The 12825-nt window shown below is 43.3% G+C and carries 8 protein-coding genes and 1 pseudogene; 5 read left to right on the forward strand and 4 right to left on the reverse strand.

Annotation, left to right across the window (positions count from 1 at the left end; all coding sequences use genetic code 11):
• Positions 1-126 precede the first annotated feature (126 nt).
• The 3 genes and pseudogenes from AHMF7605_RS06425 to AHMF7605_RS31270 all read right to left on the reverse strand — a co-directional run bounded on the left by AHMF7605_RS06425 (position 127) and on the right by AHMF7605_RS31270 (position 4445).
• A complete protein-coding gene (locus AHMF7605_RS06425; protein ID WP_106927562.1) occupies positions 127-1182 on the reverse strand; it encodes a FecR family protein in 1056 nt (351 codons plus the stop codon).
• A gap of 181 nt (positions 1183-1363) precedes the next feature.
• Complete coding sequence (locus AHMF7605_RS06430; RefSeq protein WP_106927564.1) at positions 1364-1945, reverse strand: RNA polymerase sigma-70 factor; 582 nt, start codon at positions 1943-1945, stop codon at positions 1364-1366.
• A gap of 297 nt (positions 1946-2242) precedes the next feature.
• Positions 2243-4445: pseudogene (locus AHMF7605_RS31270) on the reverse strand (outer membrane protein assembly factor BamB family protein).
• A gap of 485 nt (positions 4446-4930) precedes the next feature.
• Between AHMF7605_RS31270 and AHMF7605_RS06440 the strand changes: the two are divergent.
• The 3 genes from AHMF7605_RS06440 (at position 4931) to AHMF7605_RS06450 (ending at position 9092) form a co-directional block, all read left to right on the forward strand.
• Entirely contained in the window at positions 4931-6772 is a 1842-nt protein-coding gene (locus AHMF7605_RS06440) for a PQQ-dependent sugar dehydrogenase (RefSeq protein ID WP_233218964.1), read from the forward strand.
• Positions 6773-6879: 107 nt separating this feature from the next.
• Positions 6880-8262, forward strand: coding sequence for a glycoside hydrolase family 88 protein (locus tag AHMF7605_RS06445; protein WP_106927569.1), 1383 nt, complete (start codon positions 6880-6882; stop codon positions 8260-8262).
• Positions 8262-9092, forward strand: a complete 831-nt coding sequence (locus AHMF7605_RS06450; protein WP_106927571.1) for a sugar phosphate isomerase/epimerase family protein — start codon at positions 8262-8264, stop codon at positions 9090-9092. Before AHMF7605_RS06445 ends, AHMF7605_RS06450 begins: the two co-directional genes overlap by 1 nt.
• Positions 9093-9608: 516 nt before the next feature.
• On the opposite strand, the gene AHMF7605_RS06455 is transcribed toward AHMF7605_RS06450, so the two are convergent.
• Positions 9609-10325, reverse strand: a complete 717-nt coding sequence (locus AHMF7605_RS06455) for an IS1 family transposase (RefSeq protein ID WP_106925291.1) — start codon at positions 10323-10325, stop codon at positions 9609-9611.
• A 163-nt stretch (positions 10326-10488) separates the two neighbouring features.
• Here AHMF7605_RS06455 and AHMF7605_RS06460 point away from each other — a divergent pair, with 163 nt between their 5' ends.
• The gene (locus AHMF7605_RS06460) at positions 10489-11640 is read left to right on the forward strand and encodes a Gfo/Idh/MocA family protein (protein ID WP_106927573.1); all 1152 of its coding nucleotides are present in this window, start codon (positions 10489-10491) and stop codon (positions 11638-11640) included.
• A gap of 296 nt (positions 11641-11936) precedes the next feature.
• Complete coding sequence (locus tag AHMF7605_RS06465; RefSeq protein WP_106927575.1) at positions 11937-12707, forward strand: 3-ketoacyl-ACP reductase; 771 nt, start codon at positions 11937-11939, stop codon at positions 12705-12707.
• Positions 12708-12825: the final 118 nt, after the last annotated feature.

Genomic DNA, 12825 nt, shown 5'->3' on the forward strand with positions numbered 1-12825 from the left:
GGCATCTTTCAGATGCTTTAGCGAACAGTAGAGTTACATAGGCGGAATACCCGGGGGTTTACCTATTGGGGAGGAGGAGTACTTTTCTAAATCATAAGCGGTATTTTTTAGTCTTTATTTCGAGGGTTATTCTGCGCACCCTTCTCCAAAAATTATAAATTTATCGTCAGCGGATTTGTAGTTAGCACCAATGGATTTACAAATCATTTCGAGTTTTACTTCCAGGGATTGGTCCTGAAAGTAAGCGGTAAGGGTACATTTATTTAACTGCGCCTTCTCTAACCGGATAGAAACTTTATATTGGTCTTCTAACTGTTGGATAACTTCTGTTAAAGGAGTTTCTTTAAATACTAATTTGGCTGCGGTTACTTGATGCGCCCAGTAGTTGGGTTGAATCTTTCTTTTGACTAAAGTATTAGTTGTGGCATTAAACCGGGAACTTTCGTTAGGTCGTAAATAAAGGCTTTCTTGTTCCGGCTCTAAAAACCGGAGAAAAGCGGGCAGGCTATGTACGGTTGGTGTTACGGCTACTTTTCCGGTACGCACCAAAACATCCGTCACTTGCTTAGGAGCATTAAAATCAACTTCAAAACTGGTTCCTAACACTTCTACTTCAATGGCATCGCCCAGCACCCGGAAGGGATGCTGTGGGTCGCGGGCTACGTCCAAAAATGCTTTCCCATTTAACATAATTTTCCTAATTGAGTCAGTAAACTTTTTAGGATATTGAAGCCTAGCTCCCGGTTCTAACCAAATTAAGGTGCCGTCGCTTAAAGAAACCCGTAACGGGGCTACTGTTTTATTTTCCTGTTTCAAGTAAGCTATTTCCGGTCCGGAGAAACTTCCCGGAAACTTTTTCGAATATTCTTTTAGTCCAAAAATCAAAAAAACTACCAATCCCACTCCTACCCAAACCGTTGCTTTTCGGCTCAGCTTAAAATTATTTGGTTTCGTATCCTTCTTTACGGACCGGTAATTTACTTGCTGAATCTTTGCATGTAAGGCTAACCAGTTGCGGAATTTTACCTGTTCTGTCTCCTTTGTACTAATCAGATGAGAAGGTTGCGCTAAATTTATTTTTTCGTACCAATCTGCAATAATGGCTTCTTCTTCCGGGGTAGCTTTACCAGCTAAGTATTTTTGCAAAAGCTTTTCCAGCTTCTCTGGTTCATTCCAATTCATGTAAGTAATCGCGCTACCCTTATTTCTTAGCCGGTTTTATAGATACAGTCAGATAAGTAGCTCCTTACCCTAAAAAATAAACCTAAAAATCTTAAGAAGGTAAGAAATGATTAATAGCCGTGGCCCTTAGCCCATAGTCTATTAACTTACTAAGAATGTCCGATAAGGAAAATAAGCGAAACTAGTGAGATGAAAAGCAGATTAGGAAAAAGGGAATAACAAAATCTTTTAAAAAGACTTTCAGATGTTTCAGCGATTTGGTAATATGAAACTCCACCGCTTTATCGGTTAACTGAAGCTCATAAGCTATTTCTTTATTCGATAAATTCTGGAATCTGCTTTTTTCAAAAATTTGCCTGGTTTTATTAGATAAAGCCTCCAGCGCTTGTTTAAAAGTAGAATTTAATTCTTCGGTTAAAACTTGTTCTTCGGTAAAGTTGGCCGCAGCCCGCGCATGTTCCGCAGCGGCTTTGTATTTATTACGGACTAATTGGGCTTGGTAATAATTAATAACAGAGTATTTAACGGCCGTAAGCAAGTAAGCATCTAAACTACTTTTAATAACGATTAATTTACGTTTGAGCCAAAGGTTTAGAAATATTTCTTGTACCAATTCTTCCGCAACTTCTTTCTGACCGGTTTTGCGATAGGCTACCAGGTATAATTTGCTCCAATACAAATCATAAATCTGCTTAAAAGATTGGGCAGAATCCTGGCCCAAGCCACTTAAAAGTTCTTCATCCGTTAAACTGCTCTGGCTCAAGGTTTATCTATTTGGAACTAGTCAAATATAAATTATAAACCTATTAAAAAAATATACCAAATCACTTAGCCGATGGAAGATTTAAAAATTTACAACTGTTGTACAGCTTTAAAATAAAGAAATAATAAAATCCAGTCTTTTGTTAGCTATAATCCTTCAAAAAAGCTGAAAAAATAAAAATTTAAATTAATAGTAAAGCAAAAGAAAACCAGGATTTCAGAGGCAGACTTAAATAAAAATGCTTCGCCCAACTTTATAACAGTTGAACGAAGCATCTTAAAGTTTTACTTTCTGCTTTTAAGGTAAGGCAAAAGCCACGTATTTACCTCCGGCTTTTAACCCTCGGGCGCCTCCGGCGGCAATTACCACGTATTGTTTGCCATTTACCAGGTAGGTAATGGGTGTAGCAAAGCCACCGGCCGGTAATTGGTATTCCCATACTACCTCCCCGGTTTTCTTGTTAAAAGCCCGGATTTTCTCGTCGCGGGTGGCGGCAATAAATACCAAACCTCCGGCCGTGGCTACTGGTCCGCCATAACTTTCGGTGCCGGTTATCGGGATACCTTTTTTCGTTAATTCCGGGTATTCGCCTAAAGGTACCCGCCACAAATACTCGCCGGTATTTAAATCAATGGCGTTGAGCGTACCCCAAGGAGGTTTAATGGCCGGATACCCGTTCTGATCGGTAAATTTCTTCCAAACTTTATTTACGTAGCGCGGCACGTACGGAAAGCTTTCCTTTTTTGCTGTTTCCGAAGGACCGGTTTCGCTGTGTTCGCTTTCAGCTTTGTCGGCGGCGGTTTCGGTGTTTAATAAATAACGCACAATCGCCGCGCGATTTTCCTTTGGTATATGCTCGAAAGCCGGCATCCGGCCGCTGCCTTTGGCCAGAATAGCCATAATACCTTCCGCATTATTTCTTTTACCAATATCTACCAGGTTGGGAAAATCCGAGCCGCTGCCTTTTCTGTCCTTGCCGTGGCAAACGGCGCAATTCGCCAGGTACAAACCGTTTCCTTTCGACAGGGAAGCCATTTCCTTATTTCTTTCTTCCTGCGACACCATTTGCAATATCCAGGGATCGTCATTGGCATTTTGGTACAAAATACCATCCGGATCAATGGAGTTGCCGCCCCATTCCGCGCCACCACTGTACCCGAACAAAATAGTGCCTTTTATCACTGGGCGGGGTAAACTTATGATCAGTGGGCATTTCTGCGAAGCGTTCTTTTACGTAGGCGTAGGCTTCCGGGGAGATATTCGTGATATCGGCTTCGGTAAAAACCTGGTGGGCAAAAGGCGCCGGTTTTAACGGAAACTTCTGAGTAGGGTAAGGGTGCTCACCGGGTAAAGCCGGCGAAGTAGGCACCGGCCGTTCTTCTACCGGAAACAAAGATTTACCGGTATCGCGGTCTAATACGTATACCAGTCCGTCTTTCGTAGCTTGCACCACTGCCTCTACTTTTTTACCCTTATGCTTTAAGGTAGTTAAATTAGGCGGCGACGGATGATCACGGTCCCATAAATCGTGGTGAATGGTTTGATAGTGCCATTTTCTTTGTCCGGTTTCAGCATCCAGGGCCATAATACAGGTGGCAAATAAGTTTTCGCCTTCGCGTTCACCCCCGTAAAAATCAGAGGCTGGCGAACCGGTTCCAAAGTAAACCGTACCTCTTTTTTCGTCGAGCACCAGGCCGCTCCAGTTGTTGGCGGCCCCTATGTATTTATAAGCATTGGGCGGCCAGGTTTCGTAGCCATATTCGCCGGGTTGCGGCACCGTATGGAAAACCCACTTTAATTGGCCGGTAATAATATCAAAAGCCCGGATGTGACCTGGTGCCGCATCGCCCGATTCGGATACGCTGGAACCCATTACGATGGTATTTTTGTACACTACTCCTGGCGTGGAAGCCGTTACCGATAATTTACTCACATCGTGGTCCAAATTGGTTTGAAGCCCTTCGTGTAAATCAACGGTGCCGTTCTTGCCAAAGCTTTCTATTTTTTGACCGGTTTTAGCATTAATGGCGTACAAACTGGAACCCACCGAATACAAAATTCGCTGATCGTCGCCGTTTTCCCAATAGCAAACTCCCCGGTTCGTATTAAATTTGGTGTCTTCTTTTAAAGGCTCAAATAGCCAGAGCTGCTCCCCGGTGCCGGCTTTCAGGGCAAAAAGTTTAAGTTCGGAAGTAGTGCCGTACAGAACTCCCTTTACTACTATGGGCTGACATTGAATAGCTTTTGGCCGCTGGGGTTTGGGATTATTTGGGGCCGGTTTTTCGGCAGTATCGTACATCCAGGCTACCTGCAGATTTTTTACATTATCCAGATTAATCTGGCTCAAAGACGAGTAGCGGTTACCGGCTTTATTGCCGCCGTAAGTAGGATAATCTACTTCTTTTTGATTCGTAACAGCATTACTTTTTTCGCGACTGGGATTCAAACAGCTTCCTAAAAATAACAAGCCTACGGCTAAAAACTTAATTGGATACTTCATTGAGTAAGTTTAGCTTTGTTATAGTTGATAAAATTATAAATGTAGAAAGTTGAAACAATTTCAGGGTTGAATATATCAAGTATTCAAACTTTAAAAATAAGAAAAATTAACGTCCGCTTTTTTAAAAAACTCTATTTTGAAAGAATTAATATTTTGGCAGATTTTACATTTCTGAATGTCTTTGCGGCAAAACTGTTACCTATACGGCTGGTTTTGATGTTCCTGTGCTCGGGTAATTTCAAAAAATTTCACCTTGCGTTTTAAAATTTTCTTTTTTAACTAGGAAATCTTTTTAACCAAGTACCAAGGTCATGAAAGGGAGTTATCTTTAATTAGTCACTACTTAACCCCTTAAGTCTTTCTTTTTCAAGATCCTTAAAAAGGAGCACGCCAGAATCAGGCAAGCCGGATTTTTGAATTTATATTGTATTCATGCTCAAATGCCTTCTATAATGCGGATAAACCAATTAGTACCTAAATTTATCTTGTCCAGAAAAACACGGCGGCCCCAAACTTATATTGGTTTACTGCTTTTTAGTGGAGTTATTGCTTTTCAAGGGTGCGTAAGCGGAAAAAATAAGGAAAATCAACCAGTCCGTACGAACCAACAAACCAGCGCCAATAACCCGGTTTTCCCGGCAAACCACTCCGGAAATACCGGAGCTAGTGCCTCTAAAAATCCCTATTCCACCGACGAACATGATATCATACACGGCAAGCAGCTTTTTCAATCGAACTGTACGGCCTGCCATAACTTTGAGCAGAAAGGCATTGGGCCTAATTTAGCCGGGGTAACTACCCGCGATACGCCCGAATGGCTGACCAAATTTGTCCGTAATGCCCCGGAGGTAATTAAGTCCGGCGATGCCAAGGCGATTAAGCTTTATGAAGAATACAAGCAAATGATGCCGCCCTTTACCGCTTTTACTCCGGGGGAGGTGCAATCCATTCTGGCTTATTTACATGCGCAGCAACCTGCCTCGGCCATAGACGAAAACACCGCTAAACTAGGACCTCCCCTATCCGACCCTATTCCTACCAAAATTCCAAAATCGGAACTGCTTCTTAGCCTGGAATCAATTACTACCGCCCCGGCTACCGCCGAAAAAATACCCTTGGCCCGCATTAATACCATGGTGGTTTTACCGGGTAAAAAGAACCGGGTTTTTATTCAGGATTTACGCGGAATACTCTACGAAATGGAAGGTAAAAACCTGCGGCAATACCTGGATATGAGTAAGGAACGGCCGGCTTTTATTTCAACTCCCGGTTTAGCCACCGGTCTTGGCAGCTACGCTTTTCACCCGGAATTTTATAAAAACGGTTTTTTTTATACCACCCACACCGAAAAGGCGAACACCGCGCCCGCCGATTTTGCTTACGCCGATTCCATTAAAGTTGCTTTGCAATGGGTGCTTACCGAATGGAAATTGCCTGATCCCCATGCCTCGGTTTTTTCCGGAAAAGGCCGGGAATTATTGCGGGTAAACATGGTGAACCAAATTCACGGGGTGCAAGAGATTACTTTTAATCCATTCGCCAAACCAAGTTCCCCGGATTACGGCTTATTATATATTGGTGTAGGTGATGGCGGGGCGGCGGAGCAGAAGTATTCTTTTTTATGTAATTCGAATAAAACGGTTTGGAGTACTGTTCTCCGGATTGATCCCCGGGGCAACAACAGTAAAAACGGACATTACGGCATTCCGGCTATTAACCCATTTGCCCAGGATAAGGACCCCGAAACATTAGGTGAAATTTTTGCCACCGGTTTTCGCAACCCTAACCGGATTTACTGGGCGCCGGATGGTAAAATGCTGATTTCGGATATTGGCTTAACCAACATTGAAGAATTAAACATTGGCAAAGCCGGCGCTAATTACGGTTGGCCCGCCCGCGAGGGCACTTTCTTACTCAATTATCAGGGTAAAATGGACAAAGTTTATGCTTTACCCGCCGACGATGCCCAGTATAATTATACCTACCCGGTAGTTCAGTTTGACCACGACGAAGGCAATGCTTTTTCGGCTGGCTTTGTGTACAATGGTTCTATTCCTTTACTCAAAAACAAATACATTTTTGGTGATATCGTGAGTGGCCGCGTGTTTTTCGTAGAGAACAATCAGTTAAAATTAGGACAACAAGCTCCTATCCAGGAGTTCACGCTGCAAATGGATGGTACTACTTCTACTTTCCAAACCATTACCGGCAATAAAAAAACCGATTTGCGATTTGGTATGGGACTTCAGAACGAATTGTATCTCTATACCAAAACCGATGGTAAGATTTACCGGGTAAATAACTGCTTGCCGAACAAAAAAATTTAAACTTCAGGTCATTGTTCATTTGCCGGCCGGTGAAAATAAATTCTTTAAACCGTTTTAACTAACTTTTGTGAAATCAGGAATTAGTGTAAACCATACTCCTTATCTGAATGATTCAAACCAAAAAAGAATTACAAGCAGCTGATCTGCAACCTTTATTGCAAAAATTCTGGGAGCTTTCCGGAGAAAAGATCAAAAGCATTGCGCAAAATTACGATACCCGCCAAGGTTCGCCGGTTTTTACGGTAAAAGGCCAGTACACTACCCGCGGCTGGACGGAATGGACCCAGGGATTTCAATTCGGCTCGGCCATTCTGCAGTTTGATGCTACCGGTGAACAGAATTTTTTAGAATTTGGCCGAAACAAAACGGTTGAAGTAATGGCGCCGCACGTGAGCCATATGGGCGTGCACGACCATGGATTTAACAACGTAAGCACCTACGGCAATTTGCTGCGGTTAATGCAGGAAGGTAAAACGGCGTTTAACCAATGGGAAAAGAATTTCTATGAACTAGCCCTCAAAATTTCCGGGGCGGTACAAGCCAGTCGCTGGACTACTACTAAATCCGGAGGCTTTATTCATTCCTTTAACGGTCCGCATTCTTTATTTGTCGATACTATTCGTTCCTGCCGGGCTTTAATGGTCAGTCACCGGTTAGGGCATGTGCTGCAAGGCGAGAACGATGTAAAAATAAATTTACTCGAACGCGCTTTGTTGCACTGTCAGGCTACGGCGCAGTTTTCTGTTTATTACGGTGAAGGCCGCGACTCGTATGATATTTGGGGCCGAACAGCGCACGAGAGTATTTTTAATACCAAAGATGGCAATTACCGGGCGCCCAATTCGCAGCAGGGTTACACCGGTTTTAGTACCTGGACCCGCGGTTTAGCCTGGGCGATGTGCGGTTTTGCCGAAGAATTGGAATTTATACAAACAATAGCGGACGAAGAATTAGCCCGATTTGGTGGCCGAAAAGAAATAGAAGCTTTTATGCTGAAAGCGGGCCAAGCTACCTGCGATTTTTATATTGAACATACTCCAATGGACGGCATTCCTTACTGGGATACCGGCGCGCCTAACTTACCTAAATTAGGCAACTACCTCAACCGTGCGGCCGATCCTTTTAATAACCAGGAACCTGTTGATGCTTCGGCGGCGGCCATTGGGGCGCAAGGATTATTACGCCTGGGGAGATTTTTACAAGAAAAAGGCGAAACAGAAAACGGAAATAAATACTGGCAAACCGGTTTAACGGTAATTCAAACTTTATTGCAGGAACCTTATCTCAGCACTAATCCCAACCACCAGGGGATTTTATTACACTCGGTTTACCATTGGCCCAACGGCTGGGATTACGTTCCCGAAGGCAGCTCTATTCCTCTGGGTGAATCCAGTATGTGGGGCGATTATCATATCCGGGAAGTAGCGCTTTATTTGCAAAAAGTTATTAACAACGAGCCTTATTACACCTTTTATAACGGCGTAAAATAATGGCAAAAGATTTAACTGATTTTAGCCGCTTGTGCGTGCATACCATTACTACTAAGCCGTGGCCCATCGAGAAAGCGGCCCAGGAATTTTCGGCAGCGGATATAGGTGGCATTACGGTGTGGCGCGATGCTTTAACGGGTAGAAATATCAGGCAAACCGGCAACATGCTCCGCGACTTAAACCTGGAAGTGGTGTCGTTGTGCCGGGGTGGCTTTTTCCCGGCTCTTTCTGCTAACGCCCGCCAAGCCGCCATTGCAGATAATTTAAAAGCCATCGACGAAGCCGAAGCTTTAGGCGCCCCCATGGTAGTATTGGTATGCGGCTCGGCTCCCGGTCAATCATTAGTTGAATCCCGGAAACAAATTCAGGACGGAATGGCGGCTTGTTTATCCCATGCGGCCTCGGCCGGAGTAAAATTAACCATCGAACCGCTTCATCCCATGTACGCCGGCGACCGCTCGGCGGTAAATACCTTAGCTCAAGCCAACGACATGGCCGAAGCAATAAACTCTCCGCATGTTGGTATAGCCGTGGATGTGTATCATTTGTGGTGGGACCCAGATTTGGAAAACCAGATTAAACGCTGCGGTAAAAACGGTAACTTATCGGCTTTTCATCTCTGCGACTGGAAAACACCAACTTTGGATATGCTAAACGACCGGGGTTTAATGGGCGAAGGCTGTATTAACCTCAAGCAAATTCGCGGCTGGGTAGAAGAAACGGGTTTTAGCGGTTTTAACGAAGTCGAAATTTTCTCGAACATTTACTGGCAGCAAGACCAGCACCAGTTTTTAAAAAAGATAAAAGAAGCTTACCTGAAGAATTCGTGAGCTAAGGAAAAATCTACAGACATATTTTAGAAACGTAGAAATTAATGTTTTGCCATTCAGAAAAAACCTTATCAGTTAATAGTAATAAGCTTACTTCAGAAGTACAATATTTAAATCGAATATATTTACAATCAATTCACTAGGAGGTAGCATTTAAATAAAAAATAAATGAAATACATTAGGCTAGAGAAATCCTTGAACTTCAAGAAAAATTAAATTTTCCGAAAACTTCTTCCAGAACCTTATTAGAGGAAGATAATTGGTCATTTATGATTAAACTTCATGCTTTGATTGAAGCTGCCTGTGGTTCTTTATTACTCTATTATCTTGACGAACCTGGTCTAAAGTATATTATTTCCAGACTTGAACTTAGTAAGAAGACTAACGGGAAAATAGCATGCTTGTCAAATAAATCCAGGGGCGCAACAAGTTTCCTGCTGAATGACAATATATTTTATTAATTATCTAAATAAATGAGTATTAGGTTTAACAAAAGTAAAAACAAACAGTTGTGGACTACAAAGTATGATGTTTGGCTTTATGTCTATTGCGATAGTCAAACATCAGGTTTAGACTTGCTAAATGGTTTTCCTTCTTTTTGGAGAAGCAGGTTGTTTTTCTGACGAACCGTCTGTTTCTGGCTCTGATGCAAGTATTCACGCCTTCTATGTTTTTAGTGTAAGCTTTTCCTATCGTGTGCTTTGTCGGGGGGATTACCTGAGCAAACGCTTTCCAATGATCAGTACAATATTGTTCTATTTCCACTCCTTTTAGCTTTTTGAGTAGCTGGCGTACTGTTTTAGCGCTTCGGCCGCCACAACTATAAGCCAGTACTTCATCTGTTTGGGGACAGTAAGCATACAACAACCAGTATTTTCCTTTCTTGCGCTTTCCGACAAAGCTCCAGACTTCATCGATCTGTACGGATCTATAATGCTTTTGGGTTGGTTGAATCTTAAGGGCATTCCCCTGTCGGCACAAGTTGCTTAGCACACACTTTCTACTCACTTCCAGCAACTTTTCAATGTCACGAACACCATTATTTCTTTCCAGAAGACGCCGTATCAACCGCTTGGTAGTCGGATCCGCTCCTCTATAGCGATATATTGGCTGAAATTGCTTCTGGCAATTACGACATAGAAGGTTCTGAGAACCATTCTTTTTCTTGCCATTTTTTACTACCTTGCTGCTCTGGCAGTGGGGACAGTTTATTTTGATCTGAACTTCGAACATTCCATCATCTTAAACACTTCACTGCCTCTTTTTATCCCATCATACTTTCTTTACCACTACCAAACAAACAACTTTCTAACCTTAAAACCTTAGAACCTTACAACTTTTTAACTTGCAAGCTGCAACTCAAAACTCTAAACTTTTAACTCATAACTTATAAATCATGTCTCCCACTATTCATAAAGTAGGTATTATCATGAATGGCGTTACGGGCCGGATGGGCACGAACCAGCACTTAATGCGTTCGATTGTCGAGATTATCAAACAAGGCGGAGTAAAAGTCAGTCCTTCGGAATTTATTATGCCGGACCCGGTCCTGGTAGGACGCGATGCCGTTAAGCTGCAAAAGTTAGCGGAACTTTCGGGGGTACCTACCTTTACTACCGACCTGGAAAGTGTAATGAACAACCCGCATTACCAGATATACTTTGATGCCCAGACCACCGGCCGAAGAGCAGACGGGGTGCGACAAGCGGTAAAGGCCGGTAAACACGTATACTGTGAAAAACCCACCGCCGCCAGCACCGAAGTAGCTTTAGAACTATATGAGTTGTGTAAAAAAAACAACATTAAAAACGGCGTGGTACAAGACAAATTATGGTTACCGGGTTTGCTGAAGTTGAAGCGTTTAATTCAAAACGATTTCTTCGGTGAAATTTTATCGGTGCGGGGGGAATTTGGTTATTGGGTTTTCGAAGGCCATACCATTGCGGCCCAACGTCCTTCCTGGAACTACCGCAAAGAAGACGATGGCGGAATTATCGTGGATATGCTTTGCCACTGGCGCTACGTACTCGATAATATTTTCGGAAAAGTAAAAGCGGTTTCCTGTTTAGGCGCCACGCACATTAAAGAACGAATTGATGAAAACGGCCAACCTTACAAATGCACCGCCGACGATGCCGCTTATGCTACCTTTGAACTAGAAAACAACATTATTGCGCATTTCAACTCTTCGTGGACGGTACGCGTGCGCCGCGACGATTTATTAACCTTGCAGGTGGATGGTACCAAAGGTTCCGCCGTAGCCGGCTTGCGGGAATGTTACACCCAGCATTACGGCAATACCCCTAAACCCGTCTGGAACCCGGATATTCCGCAACCCATTAACTTTCTGGAAGGTTGGTCGAAAGTACCCGAGCAGGAAGTATTTGAAAACGCTTTTAAAGTACAGTGGGAATTATTTTTAAAGCACGTAGTAAAAGATACGCCCTTCCCCTGGGATTTACGCGAAGGAGCCAAAGGCGTGCAGCTCGCCGAAAAAGGCCTGGAAAGCTGGGCCAAACGCGGCTGGGTAGACGTTCCGGAATTGTAGTTTAGTCGATAGTCCATAGTCGATAGTCCATGGTCCACAGATCCGCGCCATAGTGGAAGATAAAAACTACCTGCTCTAATTGTAGCCAATTTAGGAGGAGAAGAGCTGGTAAATTCATTCCTCCGTTATGACTAGAGTTCGAGAAAGTAGTTTCTATTATTGAAGACAGTCAAACTTCATATTAGCAAATGGTTCTAGTAATAATTACGCCAATCCGGAAAGAGCGTAAAGCATTTCTCAAACTCTACGATCAACCACTAAATTTAAAACTTTACAAAGAGTAATTAAACTAAAGAATGAGACGTGTAGCATTTATAACGGGTGGCAGCCGGGGAATTGGATTGGGTATTGCTAGCCAATTGGCTCAAGCCGGATTTGATATTGCCATTAATGGAGTTCGCCCAGTTGAAGCGGTAACCGACGTTATTACGGACTTACAGCAACACGGCGGAAAAGTAATTTACTGCCAGGGCGATGTAGCCTCGGCCACCGACCGAAGCCGGATGGTACAGGAAATAAAATCTTACTTCGGGGCTTTACACGTGCTGGTAAATAATGCCGGCATAGCGCCCAAAGAAAGGAAAGATATTCTGGAAGCCACCGAAGCAAGCTTTACTCACGTGCTTACTACTAATTTGCAAGGGCCTTATTTCCTGACTCAAGCAATAGCCAACTGGATGATAGAACAATCAAACGAAACTCCGGATTTTTCCGGCTGTATCGTAAATGTATCTTCGGTTTCCGCCACGGTTGCTTCGGTAAATCGCGGCGAATATTGCATTGCTAAAGCGGGCGTAAGCATGGCTACGCAGTTGTTTGCTGCCCGGCTCGGCGAATATAATATTCCGGTTTACGAAGTGCGGCCCGGCATTATTAAAACCGACATGACGGCCGGAGTTACCGAAAAATACGATAAATTGATTGCGGACGGCTTAACCGTACAAAAACGCTGGGGCGAAGCCTTGGATGTAGGAAAAGCCGTGGCCGCTTTGGCTTTAGGTTATTTTCCTTATTCTACCGGTCAGGTACTTATGGTAGATGGCGGCATGACTTTACCTCGCTTGTAAGTTTCAAAAGAAGATATCCTCCTCAACAACTATAAAAACTGGATTTACCTAAATTCCTTAACTACTCCTAACTACTTTTCAGGGCAAATCAGTAAATTAAAGATTACCAACAGAATAA

Source organism: Adhaeribacter arboris (assembly GCF_003023845.1).
GTDB lineage: Bacteria > Bacteroidota > Bacteroidia > Cytophagales > Hymenobacteraceae > Adhaeribacter > Adhaeribacter arboris.

Excerpts from the sequence above, each read along its gene's own strand:
- AHMF7605_RS06425 (WP_106927562.1), bottom strand. The coding sequence starts at position 1,182 with ATGAATTGGAATGAACCAGAGAAGCTGGAAAAGCTTTTGCAAAAATAC.
- AHMF7605_RS06445 (WP_106927569.1), top strand. The coding sequence starts at position 6,880 with ATGATTCAAACCAAAAAAGAATTACAAGCAGCTGATCTGCAACCTTTA.
- AHMF7605_RS06450 (WP_106927571.1), top strand. The coding sequence starts at position 8,262 with ATGGCAAAAGATTTAACTGATTTTAGCCGCTTGTGCGTGCATACCATT.
- AHMF7605_RS06455 (WP_106925291.1), bottom strand. The coding sequence starts at position 10,325 with ATGTTCGAAGTTCAGATCAAAATAAACTGTCCCCACTGCCAGAGCAGC.
- AHMF7605_RS06460 (WP_106927573.1), top strand. The coding sequence starts at position 10,489 with ATGTCTCCCACTATTCATAAAGTAGGTATTATCATGAATGGCGTTACG.
- AHMF7605_RS06465 (WP_106927575.1), top strand. The coding sequence starts at position 11,937 with ATGAGACGTGTAGCATTTATAACGGGTGGCAGCCGGGGAATTGGATTG.